Below are 17331 nucleotides of genomic sequence, written 5' to 3' on the forward strand. Positions count from 1 at the left end.
TTGAAAATCATTATCCGCGCAAGTTGTTCCGCCGGCTTATGGGTGGACCCGAATGGCTGATCCCGGCGAGGGGTCTGATTTTTCGCAGCTGTCGAAGATAAGGCTGGCCGCGCCGATCAGACCGGCATGCCGTCCGAGCTGAGCGGCAACGATCGGCACGTTGCGATAGGCGGGCATGGCGCGCTCGCGAACCGTCGCCGCCATTTGATCGTGCAGAAGATCAAAGCCATGCGAAATTCCTCCACCCATGACAAGCAAGTCGGGTGAATAGAGATGAAGCAGGTTTGTGAAGCCGATCCCCAGCCACCGTGCCTCGTCGATCAGCAGCGCCAATGCATCGGCGTCGCCCTTTCGCGCGGCTTCGACGACATGTCGTCCGGTCACGTCGGCATCGGCGGCGACCTTGCGCAGCACCGATCCGTCGGACGGCCTGGTGCGGGCCGTTGCCCGTCTGCCGAGTGCCGTGCCGGAGGCGACGGCCTCAAAGCAGCCGACTGCCCCGCAAAAGCAACGTTCGCCCTCGTTTGTGATCGTCATGTGGCCGATCTCGGCAGCCAGGCCCCGTCTGCCATGCAGGATCCGGCCATCGGCAATCACGCCACCGCCGATACCGGTCGACACTGTGACGAAGACCATCGATCCCGCCCCTCGGCCGGCGCCATATCGCCACTCGCCAAGCGCTGCCGCATTCGCATCGTTTTCGAGCCTTACGGGCAGCTTGAAATGGTTTTGGAGAATCTCCGCCAGCGGGACCTCATGCCATCCGACCAGGGTCGGGGCGGCAATGACGACGCCGGCGTCCGGATCGAGCGGACCGGGCGCGCCGATCCCGATCCCGATCGGCGAAAGATCGGGCGTTTGTGCCAACACCGTTTCAGCCAGCTGCTCGATCTGGCGGATGACTGCGGCGGGGCCGCCGACCGCATCCGTCGACAGGGACGAGAACGACAGAGGGCATCCCGCATCATCGACAAGTGCGGCGCGAAGCTCCGTTCCACCGAGATCGAATGCAAGAGCGACCTTTTTCACGAAACCCGGCTCTCCAATCCGTGCAGCCAGGCGATCCGGTCGCCGAGGTTCTTGTCGCCGAATGCCAGCGATCCAAGAACGACGGTCTGCGCTCCGGCCTGGCGCAGAAGCGGGACGGTTTGTTCGCGAATGCCGCCATCGGCGGCTAGGATTACCCGCTCCTCGCGGCCTGCTTTCCTTAGGAGGAATCGTGCCTCGAGCAGCCGGTCGCATGCCTTTTCGGAAAGGCTTTGTCCCTTGACGCCGATCGACGTTCCGAGCAGCGTCACGAAGGCGACGTGATCGATGAAGGGCTCGATCGCCGAAATGGGTGTTTCCAGTCGCAGCACCACACCGGCTTCGGCACCCAGCTCCTTGGCAAGTGCAATGGCACGCAAGCCGGCATTGCCGTTTTCAGCGTGGACGCTAATCAAATCGGCGCCCGCCTCGATGAACTGGCGCGTCTGCTCTTCGACGATTTCAGCCTCGACCATGAGATGCACGTGGATCGGTTTGGCGGTCGACTTGGCGATGCGCGCGACAAAATCCGGAAAGAACAGAAAGCCCGGCGTAAAGCGCGCATCGGCGACATCGATATGATGCAGGTCCACATAAGGCTCTATGCGCCTGAGGTCGGTTTCCATATTGGCAAGATCGGCCGACCAGAGCGAGAATTCGCCGAGAAGCCTGTTGCGGGGAAGCGCTGCGATGGCCGCCGGGCCGGAAAGGGGTCTGGACGTCATGATGGAACGAAGCTCCGGAGTGTTTTGGATGCGAAAAAATGTGCGATGGCGTCTTGGACCTCGGCAAAATGCCTGTTTTTGTCGACAGCCTTGGCGGTGACTTCGACAAAGCTTGCGCCTGGAATGACATTGGCGAGCGTCTGCGCGCAGGAGAGCGGATGGATCGCATCCCGACGGTTGCCGATAACCAGGGTGGGTATAGCAAGAGCAGCGGCGACTGCCTGCGGCACATCCGGCCCGTCGGCCGCTATGTCAGCCAGTACCGACGCAAAAGCGACGGCGTCCGGTCTGTCGAAATAACCAAGCAGGGAAGAGAAATTGTCCGGTGCCTCCGAGGCGATCCATCGTCCGGTTTCAGAGGCGATAAAGCGCCTTTTGGCCTCCTCGATCGGATGGGAATGGATCAGAGCGGCAACGGCGCGGATCGGCGCGAGATTGCCCGGTGATGCCTCGAAGGTCCAGGCGGGGCGCACGAGAACGAGTCCGGCGATCCGTTGGGCGTGATGATGGGCAAGGTGCAGCGCAATGGCCGCTCCCATCGAAATGCCGCCGATGATGAAGCGGTCGAACCCGTATTCGGTGGCCGCGGCCAGAACATCCTCTGCAAACATTGGGATCGAATAGGGTTGTGTATTGCCGAGTGAGGATGCGCCGTGCCCGCGGCATTCCAGTGTCAGCCGGTGAATAGCCGCCGCTGAGATATTCTGCGCCACCTGCGCCGCGTCGCCGCCGAGACCGTGCTGGAAGACGACGGGGAGTCCTTGCCCAGTCTCGTAGACGGCAAGTTCTGTATCATCGCGCTTGAACGATTTCTGTCTCATCATATCAGTGCCTTGAGAAAGCCGGCAACGCCGAGTGCCTCCGAAGCCGAAAGGCCATGGGTTACGAGCGGTCCGTCGAAATTCACCGAGCGCAGCCGCGCCATGAAATCGGCAAAATCCACAACGCCCTGTCCGGCGGTTGCAAAGCGACCATCGCTGTAACGATCCTTGGCATGCGCCAGAGCGATGTGACCGGCTGAGATTTCGACTGCCTCTTCGACGATCACCCGCGCCTCGGCCGGTGTTGCCTGTTCGAAGAGATTGGCCGGATCGAGCACGATGCGCAGCCGCCGCGATCCCATCTCGTCGATCAGTCGCCGGGCGTCGCGTGCCGACGTGACGATATTGGCCTGCTCCGGCTCGATGCCGAGGTCGACGCCATGCCGTTCCGCCAACTCCAGAGCCTTCGATATTTCAGCCGCCAGGTCGGTCCAGGCGGAGGGATCGCCATTGTCACGATGATAGGCCCATTGGTCGTTCGGGTCGCGAGTTCCGGTGCAAAGCGTTACCAGCGGAATCGAGAGTGCCGCTGCCGTTTCGATGACGACGGCGAATTGGGCGAGACCGATCCGGCGAATGGCGATATCGGGGTGAGCCATATTGTAGGTGCCGGACAGTGCGGCAAGCGAGATGCCCGTCGCCTCGACGGCCGCCCGGATCGCCGCGATCGTTTCTTCGGAAACGGCATCGGGCATGGATGGGAGGCCGCAGCAGGCGAGATTGAACTGCGCGCAAGCATAACCGCTGTCACGCACAGCCGAGAGAACGCCGAGCGGTTCGGTTCCGGGAAAGGTCTTGGCGAAGATGCCGATCTGCATCAGACCGCTCCCGTGACCGATGCAAGCTCGACGCGCTCGCCTCGCTCCACCGATCGGGCGATCGCCACCATCGCGCGGATGGAGGCCAGGCCATCCTCGACATTGGCGCCGCGCATCGGCGCGCCCTTCAGCGCGCTATCGGCGAGCCCCTCCAACTGCCGGCGGAAGAAATGGCCGTCGGCGCCGAGCGGCTTCCGGCTCGTCGCATCCTTCTCGTGGAAGATTTCCACTTCGCTGGAGCGGAAGTACCAGGGATTGAAAGTCTTTGCGAGAATCGAGCCGTTTTCGCCATAAAGCTGGAAACCTTCATGCCAATCCATGCGCACGGCAACCGTCAGGTCCAGATGACCGAGAGCACCGTTGGCAAACTCGGTCTCCACGAACCAGCAATAGGCACCGGCGCGTTCCAGAAGCCGGGCACGAACCGAGACGATCTCGCCGCAGAAGAAGCGGGCGGTATCGACCAGATGCGAGCCATGCGCGAGCATGAAATATTGCCGGAGATCGGCCTTGGGATTGCCCGATGGCTTGCGCGCAAGCTTGCTGGTGACGGGCAGCGGCTGGACCGCATCGGTATTGGTATAGCGGTGGGTGGAATCGCAATACCACGCCTTCATCGCAAAGATCTGGCCTATATCGTCGCGCACAAAATCGCGCGCTGCCTCAAGCGCCGGATCGAAGCGTTTCATGTGCCCGACCTGCAGGATTTTGCCGGACCGGCGCACAGCCTCGGCAAGCTGCTGCCCTTCCTCGACCGACACGCCGATCGGTTTTTCGCAGAGCACATGCTTTCCGGCTTCCAGCGCCTTGATCGACATCGGCACGTGATAGGCGTCGGACGTCGCGACGATTACGGCCTCCAGCTCGGGATCGGCCAGCATGGCATCATAATCGTCATACATCTTCTGCGGCTCGTAGGTCGCGCCCATGCGGGCCAGAAGATCGGGGGCTGCGTCGCAGATCGCATAAAGATCGGCATTCCGAGCCTTAACGCAGGATTCCAGATGCGCAAATTGCGCGATCGGGCCGCAGCCGAGTACTCCCACGCGAAGACGGCGACTTTCCTTTTCGATCATGGTTCTCTTCCTTATGCCCCGTAGCCGCGCATGGTTTGGCGATTGGCTTTGACCGCAGCGGCAGGATCGGTACCGGCCGTTTCGGATTCCTCCTCCAGCACCAGCCAGCCGTTGAAGCGTGGGGCCGCTGAGACGAGGTCGATCACGGCTGGCGTATCGAGGACGCCCTTGCCGAGCATCGCCCATCGGCCCTGCGCATCAACATCCTTCAGATGCAGGTAGCGGATACGGTCCTGATAGGTGTGCATCGTGTCAAGCATGTCGGCATGCCCCCGCAGGATATGACCGGTATCCGGCACCCAGCCGACCAGGCTCGGGTCGAGCAGAGCGAAGATGCGGTCGTAATCGGCCCGGTTAAACAACAGCGTATTGTGATGGGAGCTCGGATGCACGGCGACCTCGACCCCGGCGGCCTCGCCCAGTTCGCCGGCGCGATTGTAGAACTCGCCGGCAATGGCGAACTTGTCGTCTCGCGGGCCATCGGAAACGACGGTTGCCGAGCCGATGGAAACGAGTGCGTCGGGGAAATGCGCGGCATAATCGATCCAGCACTTGGCCGTCGCAAGATCATCTTTCATCGCGTCGGCGACGGTAAAGCCGCTCTTGGAACCGAAGGCGAAGGAGACGAGCGTCAGGCCGCAATCCCTCAATGCATTCGCGAAGGCATGCGGGTTCGCGCCATAGCGGCCGATCATCGTATCGGTGATTTCGATGCCGGAATAACCGCCTGCGGAAATCGCCGAGAGCAGATCGTCTGCCGTTCCTGTCCAGGCATTGCCGAGCATTTCCCATGTGAATGTCTGGCAGCCGACTTTTATGTCCTTGCGCATTCCCGCTATTCCTTGATTCCGCCTTGGGTCAGGCCTTCGATGATGTGTCGTTGGAAGAAGAGCACCAAAATGATGAGTGGCACGGTGACGACAGCCGATGCGGCGGCGATGTCTCCCCAGGGCACATAATATTGGTTGGTGAAGTTGGCGATGCCGACCGGGATAGTCTGGCTGCCGCTGTCCGAAGTGAAGGCCAGCGCGAACAGGAATTCGTTCCAGGCGGTGATGAAGGCAAGCAGGCCCGTCGTGACAAGGCTCGGCAATGACATCGGCAGGATGATATGCCAGAGCAGGCCGACCGGCCCGACGCCGTCTATGCGGGCCGCCTCGTCGATCTCGCGCGGCAGCGTTTCGAAATAGCCGAACAACACCCACGTTACGAGCGGCAGTCCGAGGGCGAGATAGGTGATGATCAGCGCGGTATAGGTATCGAGCAGCCCGAGATCGGAGGCGATGAGATAGAGAGGCCCGACGAGTGCGATCTGCGGAAACATCGATACCGAAAGGATGACCGTCAGGATGCCGAAGCGTCCCTTTACATCGAGGCGCGACAGCGAAAAGGCAGCCAGCGAGCCAACGATCAGGCAAAGAGCGGTGGTCGCCAGCGAAACGACGAGCGAATTCAGCACATAATGATGCAGGCCTTTTTCGACGAAGGCGTTGTAGTAATGCTCCAGCGTGAACGGGTTCGGTATGAGCGAGGGCGTTCCCTCGGTCAGCGCCTTGTCGAGCTGGAGCGATGTCGAAAACTGCCAGATGAACGGGCCGGCGGACCAGATGAGGATGAACAGGGCGCCGAGATAGATCAGGATGTTTTGGAAGACGGAGCGCTCTGCGTTCATGTCGTCCTCCTGATCTGGTGCACGAGGAAGAGGCAGAAGCCGATCGCGATCAGCCCCTCCGTGATGAACATGGCGGTCGAGACTGCCGAGCCGTAGCCGAACTGAAGCGTCGAAAAGAGTACTTTGTAGGACAGTGTCGAAAGCGTCTCGGTGGAATCGGCTGGACCGCCGCCCGTCAGCACATAGACGAGGTCGAAGACGCGGAATGCATCGAGCGCACGGAAGAGGCCGGCAATCAGCAGCGTCGGCATCAGGAGCGGCAGGCGAATATGCCAGAAGATTGTCCAGGCTCCCGCCCCATCAATGCGTGCCGCCTCTATGAGCGATTTTGGAACGGTCTGCAGCCCGGTCAGCAACAGAAGCGCCATGAACGGCGTGGTCTTCCAAACATCGGCGAGGATAATCGTCGTCAGGGCGGTATCGGGAGAGCCGTACCAGTTGACGTTCTGATCGATCAAACCTGCATGCAGAAGGATGAAATTGATGATGCCGTGCTGACCATCGAAGAGCCAGCCGAACATTTTCGATGTCACGACGGTCGGCATGGCCCAGGGCACGAGCATGGCGGCGCGGACCATACCCCGGCCGGTGAAGGTCTCGCAAAGGATCAAAGCCATCGCCAGGCCGATGAAGGTCTCGAGCAAGGTCGAGATCAAGGTAAACCAGATCGTGTGCCACCAGGCATTCCAGAACGGCGGATCGGCCAGCAGCTGCACATAATTGGCGATGCCGACGAAATCATTGTCCTGTGTGATCAGCGAACGGTTGGTGAAGGACAGATAGACGCCGTTGACGATCGGATAGAAGGACACTGATGCCAATGAGAGAAATGCCGGCAGCAGCAACAGCCAGGGCCAGAGGGCGCTTGACAGCGCCCTCGACTTGCCTGGGGTTTGCTCCGAAACGGCGGCCGTCATCGTTACCGCCATGTCAGCCGACGATCTTGTTGATCTGGGCCGCGGCGGCCTGCAGCTCCACCTTGACGTTGCCGCTGACGAGTGCCTTCGAGATGCTGGACTGCAATGCCAGCGTCACCTTGGCATATTGCGGCGTGATCGGCCGCGGCGTGGCGCCGGTGAAGACGCTCTGAAGGCTTGCCATGAACGGCTGCTCTGCCTTGAGCTTCGCATCCTGGAAGATCGCTGGCCGTGAGGGCGCAAGGCCGAAATTAAGGGCAAGCCGGGTCTGGGTTTCGGGTGAAGACATCCAGGTCAGGAATTCGATCGCCGCTTCCCGCTTCTTGGAGTTGGCGTTGACGCCCAGCTGGTAGCCGCCAAGGCAGGCCGAGCTCTTGCCGCCGGCAAAATGCGGCAATGGCGCAACCGCGACCTTGTCCACGACATGCGAGGCCTTCGGATCCTGCGCGATCGGATAGACATAGGACCAGTTGCGCATGAACATCGCCTCGCCAGATGTAAACGGCTGGCGGGAGGGCTCTTCGTCCCAGGAGAGCACGTTCTGAGGGCTGATCTTCGTCTTGTTGATGGTGTCGTACAGGAACTGGATCGCGGCAACGGCGGCATCGTCGCCGATGACGGAAGACTTTCCATCGGCGGACAGGATGGAACCGCCATTAGATGCAATGATCTCCACCGCGTCACAGACCAGAACCTCGGCCTGCTTGCCCTGCCAGAGATAACCGAATTTGGCGTCGCCGGCCTTCTGCGCCTCTGCCGCCATCGTCGCCATGTCGGCCCAGGTTTCCGGCACCTTGCCGCCGTGTTTTTCCACCAGATCCTTGCGATAGTAGAACATGCCGGAATCGACGAACCATGGCAGCGCGGTCAGCTTGCCGCCATAGGTGCAGGCAGCCACCGTGCCGGGGAAATAATCGGCGCGCTTGTCTTTCGGGAAATATTCATCAAGCGGCAGAGCCCAGCCGGCGGAGGCAAAACCCGCGATCCAGATCACGTCCTGGCTGAAAACATCGGGTGTTCCGTTGCGGCGGGCGAGCTGCTGGACGAGGCCCTGATAGACTTCCGTCGACGAACTCGGCGGCGGCAGTTCGATGAACTTGACGGTGATGCGGCTTTGCGACTCGTTGAAAGCCTTGACGAGATCGCCAAGCCCTTCCTTGCCGAAGAAGCTGGCGCTGGCAAAGCTGATTTCCGTTCGATCCGCAGCGCGGGCCGGGCGGATGCCGAGACCTGAGGCAACTCCAAGCGTTGCCGTGCCGATCGCGGCGCTAGCGGCACCCAGCAGCAGCTGACGACGATCAAGCATTATCGATTGTCCGGCACTCGTGGAGTGAGCCGGCGTCTTCTTGATATCTGTCATGTTTCCCTCCCAGGAAGACTGGCGATCTCCAAACCTCCGCGCCAGTATTCGCATATGTTTTATAAAAATTTGTCGCGCGTCAAGAAATAAGATGCTTTAAATCATTCCGGGAGTCATCGTTCGGATGCGCCGAGGCGCGGCGAACAGATGTGGCAGATCAGGGAGGATTGGGTAATATGGCTGGTAATTCAAAAGCTAAGCTCGGCATAGGCGTCATCGGCTGCGGTAACATCTCGATGACCTATCTGCGCAATGCAGCGCTGTTTGCCGGTGTGGAATTGCGCGCCTGCGCCGATATATCCGCGGATGCGGCCGTGTTGCGTGCGCGCGAATATGGCATTCGCGCGCTCAGCGTCGACCAATTGCTGGCCGATCCCGAAGTCGATCTCGTACTGAACCTCACCGTTCCAGCCGTCCATTTCGACGTCACCATGTCGGCCTTATCGGCCGGCAAGCACGTCTTCACGGAAAAGCCGCTGGCAACATCGGCGGCCGATGGACGGATTCTCGTGGCGGAGGCCAGGCGGCGCGGATTGCAGCTGGGGTCTGCGCCCGATACGTTTCTGGGCGCGGCCGGTCGTCGGGCGCGGCACCTGATGGATGAAGGCGCGATCGGCCGCCCGGTCAGCGGCACTGCCTTCATGATGGGGCGCGGCATGGAGCACTGGCACCCCAATCCGCAATTCTACTATCAGCCGGGCGGCGGCCCGGTCTTCGACATGGGTCCCTATTATCTGACGATGATGGTGAACCTGCTCGGTCCGGTCGTGCGGGTCATGGCAATGGCGACGAAGGGCCAGGAAGAGCGCCTGATCACCGCCGACGGCCCATTCAAGAATACGCGCTTCAAGGTCGGCACTCCCACAAACATCCTGTCGCTTCTGGAATTCCAATCCGGCGCGACCGTGAATTTCGGCGCCTCCTGGGACGTCTTTCGCCACTCCAATCATCCGATCGAGCTGCACGGTACCGAAGGCTCGTTGCGCTTGCCCGACCCGGACACGTTCGGCGGAACCGTGTCGCTGTCCGAGCGTGGCGACGATTGGCGTGATTTCGAAAGCGACGGCGAGCTTTACGGCGCGAGGAACTGGCCATTCGATGCACCGGACCGCGCCAACTACCGCATGCTCGGTGTCGCCGACCTGGCGCGGGCGCTCGAGGAGGGCAGGCAGCCGCGAGCCTCGGGGGAGCTGGCGCTTCACGTCCTTGAAATCATGGAGGCTATTCTCTTATCCGGCGAAAGCAGGCAGTCTGTCAGCATCGACACAAAGCTGGTCCCGCCACGGCGTCTTGGCGAGGATGAAGCACGCAGCCTTCTCGCCTGATTGCCGCAGAGGGGAGCAATCCAATGGAACAGCTGGATGAGAGCGCCCGACGCATTCTCGCCATAACCGATCCGTCAAGCGGCCGGCCTTTTGAAACCGGTACGGTTCAACAGGCCCGCATCGACTATGATGCCAATTGCCCGACGCTCCAAGGCACAAGGGAGGAGGTGGCCTCGGTGCAGGATCGCCAGATCGTCGGTCCGAATGGCCCGATCACGCTGCGCATCTATCGTGGCATCGGCGCGCCTTCAAAGGATGGTCGTGGTCTTGTCTACTTGCATGGCGGCGGCTGGGTGATCGGCAATCTCGAATCTCATGACGAAATTTGCCGATGGTTCGCCAATCTTGCCGAATGTACCGTGATCTGCCCGGACTACCGGCTGGCGCCGGAACACAAGTTTCCCGCGGGATTGACTGATTGCGTTGCGACATTGGCGTTCGCGGCACAATCCGCCGCTGATCTCGGCATCGATCCCGAACGAATTGCCGTGGCCGGCGACAGCGCCGGCGGCAATCTTGCCGCGGTGCTCGCATTGATGTCGCGCATCGGCGACGCTCCGCCACTTGCGGCGCAGCTGCTCATCTATCCCAACACCGACGCCGCGCAGACGGCCGACAGTTATCGCCGCTATGCCGAAGGTTTCGGCTTGACCACCTCGACGATGAGATGGTTTCGCGATCACTATGTCCGCACGGCGGCCGATATTGCCGACTGGCGGGTGTCGCCATTAAAGGCCGAGATCCTCGCGGGGGTGGCTCCGGCCTTCGTCATCACCGCCGGACACGACATCCTGGCCGACGAAGGCATCGCCTATGCCGAGCGGCTGCGGCAAGATGGGACGCGAATTGTGCATCGGCACTGGCAGGGACAGATCCACGGCTTCGTCTCGATGGGAAAATATGCGGTCGAGGCTCGGCAGGCCATAGAAGAGGCCGTGACGACTTGGCGTTCCTTCGAGGGACGCGCGAACTAGATTAAACGGTGACAGTAGGCTTCAGGCCGATTGCCGCATGACCAATGTGCCGGCCAGCGTGACCTTGTGCGTGATTGTCCGCACCGGGACATCCATGTCACCCAGCAGCGTCAGCAACGCATCGACACTGTTTGCGGTCATCGCGGCGAAATCCTGTGCCATGGTCGTCAATGGCGGGCAGGTATAGCGGCTCAAGGGATGATCGTCATGGGCGGCGACACGCAGATCGTCTCCCTTTTTCCGCCCAACCTTCAATCGATGCGCGAAGGCTGCCGACATGACCCCGAAGGCGAGACGATCGTTCGCACACAGGATGGTCTTGCGTGGCAGAGCCCTTGCCTGGAGCAGGCTGTCCATCTGCTCGTATCCGATGCGTTCGAATTCCCACGTGTAGGCGGCGTTGGTCTCTATCACCAGCGGCTCGTAGCCTGCGGCCTCCATCGTGGCGATATAACCTGCCAGCCTCTCCGGTGAGTTATGATTGACATGCGGAATGTCGAAATAGGCCGGCGCCTCACCGGATCGGCAGAGATATTCCACGATCGTCGCCACGCTCTGGTAGTTGTCGTTGCCGATGAACGGCGTGTTCCCTTCGATGTAAGTGTCGAAGTAAACGATGGGCAGGTTCTGCGCGAGTTTTTCAAAGGTGCGCGGATCGGATTTCCGCCCCAGCGGTGCGACAAGCGCCCCTGCCACCTTCAGCGACAACATTGTGTTGACCGCTTCTGCTTCCAGCTCCGGCAATCCGTGCGACGAGAACACGATCGGCCAATAGCCTTCATTGCGCAGCCGCAATTCCAGTCGATTGACCATCTCGGCATAAAAGGGGTCGGTGAGGGCGGGCACCAGAATGCCGACATTGCGGGTCCGCTTGCGATTGAGATTCCGTGCATACAGATTCGGCTGGTAATCCGACGAGCGAAGCGCCGCCTCGATCAGCGCCCGTGTCGTCGGTTTCACGCTGGTCGGGTCATCAAAATACTTGGAAAGGGTCGGGCGAGAGACGCCGCAGGACTTTGCGAAATCCTCCATCGTCCTATGCGTCAATTTTTCCATCAAAAGCCGACCGTTTTTCCAATCATCTCGATCCAGCAGAGCGGTTCAGCTTTTCACGGAATCTCTGAACCGCTCCATCTTTTGTCGTCTCGCAATTCCGGACGGAAAATCGCGCAGCACTTTTCCTGGAATTGCTCCGGTGATCGTTATGCGTCTCCAAGGAAAGAAGCGCAACCGTAGGCGCAAATTCCAGGTAATTTCTTTTCGCCTTCATGTCACAATAAAAAATGACGTGCGGAAATTTATTAATTACCGTGTTAAGGCTAAGCGGCGAAAATCGCGCGTCCGGCACGTCGCCTTCGACCGTTAGCCGACCCGATCGCAATTCCGCAATTCCGCAATTCGCTTGCGCTGCTATTGAATGCTGAAGGGAAAATATTTGGCGTTGATCATGTCATAGGTTCCGTCCGCCTTGATGGACTTCAGCGCCGCATTCAGGCGTGCAAGCCGCTCGCTATCATCCAACCGTACTGCGATCCCGGAACCGTCGCCGAAATATGTCACGTCGACCAGATCAGGTCCCCTGAACTCGCAGCAGCTTCCCGCCTTTGTGTTCGCAATCCAGTCGTAAATGGCAAGTTTATCTTCCAGAATAACGTCGACGCTTCCATCCGCCAGTCCCTTGTACAATTCGGGTGACGACCGAAAAACCGTCTTGCGCATTTGCGGATAAAGATTGTTGGCAAAGGATTCCTGGGCTGTTGACGATGTTACACCAAGGTTTTTGCCGCCAAGCGCGGCGGGGCTTACGTCTTTGATCGGCGAATCTTTTCGCACGATGAACACCGACGGGCTGCTGTAGTATCTTTCCGTGAAGGCAACCTTCTGGCGCCGTTCGGCGCTCATCGACATGGACGAGATAATCGCGTCGTATTTCCCGGCAACGAGATCGGGGATCATGTCATCCCACTTCTCGATGATAAATTGGCATTCGAATTTGCCAATCTCGCAGACGGCATTGGCAATATCGATGTCAAAGCCTTGGAGCTTATTATTTGCATCGAGATAATTAAAAGGTGGAAACGCGCCTTCGACGGCTATTCGCATCGGCATGCGCTCTTGCGCACCCACTTGAAAAGGCAAGGTTGCGGTCAAAAGGAGACCTATGCCGCCTGCTACTAACCTTCTGCGCAATATAGTCTTAACCGATGGGCGCGACATAGTAGAGAACCCTCAATAAGTGGTTGATCGCGCAGATAATACGCAGTTGTTTTTAATTCTACGTGAACGCTTCTTTGTTAGATCTATTCTGGCCGTGGTTTTGATTTGATGATGACGCCCTAGTCCAGTGGTGTTTGGGGATCTGCGCTTGCACATTGTCCGTTCCTCCAACCCGAAGTCGTTTCAACAGTCCTGGATGACTTCTGGGAGGATTCTGTTTCTGATCGCCGCCAGTGGCCTGGGAGCGATTGGGCTTGTCGTGCTTTCGGCGCTGTGGGCGGGAACTGAAAGCGACGCTGCCGCTCTCGATCGACAGCGGCTGCTCGTCAATGCGCGCCTGCGAGAGCAGGTCGATCAGGTAGCACGGGTCATCGGACAAGTCGGCAACGGTTATATTGCCGCAAACCGCGCTTATTCGGCCTCCGGCACTTCCACGGTCTCGTCTGCCTTCAATACTGTCTTGACGACGGCGGCCGGGAGTGCGGTCAGCCAGACGGCAACATCCGTCTTCGGCTACGACCAGGCTTTCGTCGTGGATGAACATGGCGAACTGGTCATGATGGCGGATGGCAAAACGGAAAAGCGCTATCGGTGGATGAAGCCTCTTCTTTTGCCACTTCTTCGCGAGGCTGGCGCCGCCGCACACCAAGACATGACATTCACCGGACATTTGCCTGGGTCATCGGACAATCCCGCCGGGAGTTCGGTGCCGGTTCACCGCGGATTGGCCAGTTTGCTCCGCCTGGAAGGTCGGCCAACGATCGTCGGCATTGCAGCCATCAAGGAACCACACGAGAGACAAGGGCAGTCGTTGTGGCAATTCCTGATCGTCGTGCGGTTCCTTGATGGAGCTGCGCTGGACGAATTGAGCCGTGAACAAGGGCTGAATGGCGCGCGCTTCGCACGCACCGCCGATGCAGACGGTGACGAAGTTGCGTTTCAGATCGACGATACGACAAACGGCGAACCGATTGGCTTTATCGTATGGCGGCCCGACCTTCCGGGATCAAGGGTGATCGGCAGATTGATGCCGGCCCTTTCGATAGCAGCGTTGATGATGGCGCTTCTCTTCACGGTCTTGCTTCTCCGCCTGCGAAGCAGTCTCGGTGAATTGAAGAAAAGCGAGTTCCACGCAAGACAGCTTGCCCTCCACGATGTGCTTACCGATCTGCCCAATCGTGCGATGTTTGCGATCAGGTTCGACGAGTGCCTGGCCGAATTGGAAAACTCTTCAGAGCGATCGGCAATCGCGCTTCTTGACCTGGACCGGTTCAAAACCGTGAACGACACATTCGGTCACGCCGCGGGCGACGAACTCATCAGGATGGCGGCGGAGCGGATCCGTTCGCTCCTTCGCTCACGAGATACTTTAGCCCGGCTCGGAGGAGATGAATTTGCCCTGCTTCTGCGCGATGTCAAAGACCACGATCAAACGCTGCCGGGAATTTGCGAAGCGATCGTTGCGGAACTTAGCAAGCCGTTTCCCCTCTTGAAGGGTGAGGCGGTTGCCCGGGTTGGCTGCTCGATCGGCGTGGCGATCGTGCCCGACGCCGGGCGCAATGCGGATGACATCATGCGTTATGCCGATGCCGCGCTGTACGAGGCAAAGATAAGCGGCAGGGGGCGGTGGCTGGTTTATTCGCCCTCCATGGACGGCGGCAGAAACGCCCGCGACATTCTTAAAAACGAATTGCGTGAGGTTTTGGCCAAAGTTCGCGTCTTGTCCGGCGTTGGTGAGGCGCGCGAGCTGCCGGCTGACCGAGCCGACTTCGGGTCGCTGGAAGTTTATTACCAACCGGTTTATCAGGCGGGCAAAGGATATGCCGTGTCGGGCGCCGAGGCGCTCGTGCGCTGGAATCATAGCCAGCGTGGGCTTTTGACGCCTGCAAGCTTCATCCCCGCAGCCGAAGAAGGCGGGCTTATCGACGCACTTGGATTCTGGGTCTTGCGCGAAGCCTGCACGGCCGCCTGCAACTGGCCCGAGAACACGTTTGTCGCCGTCAACGTGTCTCCATCTCAGCTAAGGAGGCCCAATTTCGTCGAGGAAGTAAGCGCCGTTCTTCAAGAGACTGGATTACTGCCGTCGCGACTTGAGCTCGAGCTTACCGAAACCTCGCTCATCGAGGATTATGCGGACATCTATGCGGTGCTGAAATCCCTACGCAGCCAGGGTGTTCAAATTTCCCTCGATGATTTCGGAACCGGCTATTCCTGTCTCAGCCATTTGACGCGTTTTGACATCGATCGGATCAAGATTGATCGCTCGTTCGTCTCGCTCCTCGGCACAAAAGCCAATGGGGCAGCCATTGTCGGCGCCATCATCTCGCTGAGCAACAGTCTCGGTATTTCGACAACGGCGGAAGGGGTCGAAACAGAATATCAGCGTGATTTTTTGGCGGCATTGGGCTGTACGGATCTCCAAGGCTATCTGTTCTCCAAGCCGCTTCCGCTTCAAGAGCTCGATTGCTTCGAGAACCCTCGGAGTCACGAAAAATTACTCGCGACCAATTGAGAAATCAGATGGCTTTCGCAAACCGCGACGCCTTGATCAAGGAACCGGCGATCGTTCCGCCGAGCCGGACGGCGCCGTCGATGATCCCGATCTTTCCCTAGAGCAGATCCTGTTCAATCCGGGTCATATCCAGCAGCCTTGAAGTAATTCGCGCATTCTGCAGGAGTGAAGCGGGGTAGCAGGGCGCCAACTGCGTCCCACAGGGCGTCGATCTTTCGCTCTGCCCGACCTCGCAACATGGCTTTCAGTTTGGAGAATGCGTTCTCGATGGGGTTAAAGTCAGGGCTATAGGGAGGGAGAAACATGAGTTTGGCACCGGCACGCTCAATGGCGTCGCGCACGCCGGATGTCTTGTGTGCCGGCAAGTTGTCCATGACGACGACATCACCGACCTGAAGGGTCGGAACCAGCACCTGCTCGACGTAGGCCAGGAAGACGTTACCGTTCATGGCGCCATCGTAGACAAACGGTGCGGTCATTCCCGTGAGGCGCAATGCTCCGGTAAAGGTCGTTGTTTTCCAATGGCCGTGCGGAACACCGGCTCGGCAACGCTCGCCTCGAAGTGCACGCCCGCGTAGACGGGCCATCTTCGTCGAGAGGCCGGTTTCATCTATAAATATCAGTCGTTCAGGATCGAGATCGAGCTGACCATCAAACCAAACGCGCCGACGCTTCAGGACATCCGACCGGTCTTGCTCCAGTGCATGTGCGGTTTTTTTAAACGTCCATCCGCGGCCTCGCAGCCAGGCACCAAGCGCACTCCGGCTGATCCTCACCTGTTGATCAACGGACAAACGCTCGACCATTTCATTGAGCGTGATGTCCCTACGGTCCTCGATCAGTTCGACAACGAACGCCTCGTGTGCATCGAGCGCCGACGGTCGTCTCCAACCTTGTGGCCGGGAGGTCGGCTCGCCCTCTTTTGCTCGTGCGATCCACCGGATCGCCGTCGAAATTCCAACTCCGAACCGGGCTGCGGCTTGTCGTGCTGACATGCCCGCCGCAGACGCTTTCAAAACCCGTAATCGAAGATCATCGCTCAGCGCTTGTGCCATCATCCACCTCTTTGCTGTGGATGTTGAATCAGCTTCGCCGCGCCGCGTCACTTCACAATCGATTCATCGATCGCAGGACCTGCTCTAGCTTGGTTTGTAGCTGTGACGCGAAAAGAAGCGGTCAAGCTCCCGCTGCTGCGGAGTCTGTCCGGTATAGATCGCGATATATTCCGGAATTCGCTTCATGCGCACGGCAATGTCTTCCTTGGACTGCATCGAGATATAGCCGATCTGCACAAGGTAGGTCGTCCGCGCGCGGACATCGGCGGAAACGGCGTCATAGCCGAAGCGGGTGAACATTCGCGAGAGCGCCTCCATGCGCAAGTGGTCGGCGCGGCGAACCTCCTCGAGAATATCCGGGGACTGCAAGGCCCAGCTGCGCACGGCGAACTCGAACTGAGAATCGAACAAGTCCTTATCGAGCCAGCAGTCGAAGACATTGAGCATCGCCTCCGCAACCGACTCCGCATAAGCCTCTGACTGCTTGACCAAATTCCCGGTATTCTTGTCCCGCCATCTGCCGACCAGGGCGCTCAGAAGCTCTTCGCGATCCTTGAAAAACCAATAGAAGCTCGTGCGCGAGAGCTTGAGCTTCTTCGCCAGCGGCTGGATCTTTACGGAATCCACTCCGGAATCGATCAGGGACGAATAGGCCGCCTCCAACCAACCCTCCTGAGACCCCCGCCATCCGCTGTCGCTTACACTCTGGTCCATGGCTCTTCTCCTATCAAATTACTGTGGTCTCGACAATGAAAATGTACATTAGTGTCTCAGAAAAAGACGCTTATGTTTTCTTCGTTGACATAGGTGTACATTTTCATTTAGCGTCATGC

General features: G+C 59.3%; 16 protein-coding genes. 3 read left to right on the plus strand and 13 right to left on the minus strand.

The window, feature by feature from the left end; all coding sequences use genetic code 11:
- Positions 1-36 precede the first annotated feature (36 nt).
- The 9 genes from PH552_RS06060 to PH552_RS06100 are packed head-to-tail and all read right to left on the minus strand — an operon-like array spanning position 37 to position 8415.
- Positions 37-1029 carry an ROK family protein gene (locus PH552_RS06060; protein WP_112344435.1) on the minus strand — a complete coding sequence of 331 codons (993 nt, stop codon included), beginning with the start codon at positions 1027-1029 and terminating at the stop codon, positions 37-39.
- Positions 1026-1751 carry a ribulose-phosphate 3-epimerase gene (locus PH552_RS06065; protein WP_112344434.1) on the minus strand — a complete coding sequence of 242 codons (726 nt, stop codon included), beginning with the start codon at positions 1749-1751 and terminating at the stop codon, positions 1026-1028. Before PH552_RS06065 ends, PH552_RS06060 begins: the two co-directional genes overlap by 4 nt.
- Positions 1748-2575 carry an alpha/beta fold hydrolase gene (locus tag PH552_RS06070; protein ID WP_432422029.1) on the minus strand — a complete coding sequence of 276 codons (828 nt, stop codon included), beginning with the start codon at positions 2573-2575 and terminating at the stop codon, positions 1748-1750. The genes PH552_RS06065 and PH552_RS06070 overlap by 4 nt, the downstream gene beginning before the upstream one ends.
- Complete coding sequence (locus tag PH552_RS06075; RefSeq protein ID WP_112344433.1) at positions 2572-3390, minus strand: sugar phosphate isomerase/epimerase family protein; 819 nt, start codon at positions 3388-3390, stop codon at positions 2572-2574. Before PH552_RS06075 ends, PH552_RS06070 begins: the two co-directional genes overlap by 4 nt.
- Positions 3390-4466 (minus strand): Gfo/Idh/MocA family protein, encoded by a 1077-nt coding sequence (locus PH552_RS06080; protein ID WP_112344432.1) that lies wholly within the window; start codon positions 4464-4466, stop codon positions 3390-3392. The genes PH552_RS06075 and PH552_RS06080 overlap by 1 nt, the downstream gene beginning before the upstream one ends.
- Positions 4467-4477: 11 nt before the next feature.
- Positions 4478-5296, minus strand: a complete 819-nt coding sequence (locus PH552_RS06085; protein ID WP_285165749.1) for a sugar phosphate isomerase/epimerase family protein — start codon at positions 5294-5296, stop codon at positions 4478-4480.
- Positions 5297-5301: 5 nt separating this feature from the next.
- Positions 5302-6138, minus strand: a complete 837-nt coding sequence (locus PH552_RS06090) for a carbohydrate ABC transporter permease (protein WP_112344430.1) — start codon at positions 6136-6138, stop codon at positions 5302-5304.
- The gene (locus tag PH552_RS06095) at positions 6135-7055 is read right to left on the minus strand and encodes a carbohydrate ABC transporter permease (protein ID WP_245430453.1); all 921 of its coding nucleotides are present in this window, start codon (positions 7053-7055) and stop codon (positions 6135-6137) included. Before PH552_RS06095 ends, PH552_RS06090 begins: the two co-directional genes overlap by 4 nt.
- A 13-nt stretch (positions 7056-7068) precedes the next feature.
- Positions 7069-8415, minus strand: coding sequence for an ABC transporter substrate-binding protein (locus tag PH552_RS06100; RefSeq protein ID WP_112344428.1), 1347 nt, complete (start codon positions 8413-8415; stop codon positions 7069-7071).
- Positions 8416-8591: 176 nt separating this feature from the next.
- Between PH552_RS06100 and PH552_RS06105 the strand changes: the two genes are divergently transcribed.
- Together PH552_RS06105 and PH552_RS06110 are read left to right on the plus strand one after the other, a co-directional pair.
- Positions 8592-9740 (plus strand): Gfo/Idh/MocA family protein, encoded by a 1149-nt coding sequence (locus tag PH552_RS06105; RefSeq protein ID WP_112344427.1) that lies wholly within the window; start codon positions 8592-8594, stop codon positions 9738-9740.
- A 23-nt stretch (positions 9741-9763) separates the two neighbouring features.
- Positions 9764-10714, plus strand: a complete 951-nt coding sequence (locus tag PH552_RS06110) for an alpha/beta hydrolase (protein ID WP_145646664.1) — start codon at positions 9764-9766, stop codon at positions 10712-10714.
- Positions 10715-10735: 21 nt separating this feature from the next.
- On the opposite strand, the gene PH552_RS06115 is transcribed toward PH552_RS06110, so the two are convergent.
- Positions 10736-11770 (minus strand): LacI family DNA-binding transcriptional regulator, encoded by a 1035-nt coding sequence (locus PH552_RS06115; RefSeq protein WP_112344425.1) that lies wholly within the window; start codon positions 11768-11770, stop codon positions 10736-10738.
- A 354-nt stretch (positions 11771-12124) separates the two neighbouring features.
- On the minus strand, positions 12125-12931 hold the full coding sequence (locus tag PH552_RS06120) for an ABC transporter substrate-binding protein (RefSeq protein WP_112344424.1): 807 nt from the start codon (positions 12929-12931) through the stop codon (positions 12125-12127).
- 127 nt (positions 12932-13058) lie between these two features.
- On the opposite strand from PH552_RS06120, the gene PH552_RS06125 reads away from it, so the two are divergent.
- Positions 13059-15443 carry a putative bifunctional diguanylate cyclase/phosphodiesterase gene (locus PH552_RS06125; protein WP_112344423.1) on the plus strand — a complete coding sequence of 795 codons (2385 nt, stop codon included), beginning with the start codon at positions 13059-13061 and terminating at the stop codon, positions 15441-15443.
- 113 nt (positions 15444-15556) lie between these two features.
- On the opposite strand, the gene PH552_RS06130 is transcribed toward PH552_RS06125, so the two are convergent.
- Positions 15557-16498, minus strand: a complete 942-nt coding sequence (locus PH552_RS06130) for an IS630 family transposase (protein ID WP_112340577.1) — start codon at positions 16496-16498, stop codon at positions 15557-15559.
- 84 nt (positions 16499-16582) lie between these two features.
- Positions 16583-17212 (minus strand): TetR/AcrR family transcriptional regulator, encoded by a 630-nt coding sequence (locus PH552_RS06135; protein WP_112344461.1) that lies wholly within the window; start codon positions 17210-17212, stop codon positions 16583-16585.
- Between the last annotated feature and the right edge of the window lie 119 nt (positions 17213-17331).

The organism is Rhizobium aureum (assembly GCF_030182495.1).
Taxonomy (GTDB): Bacteria; Pseudomonadota; Alphaproteobacteria; order Rhizobiales; family Rhizobiaceae; genus Rhizobium; species Rhizobium tropici_C.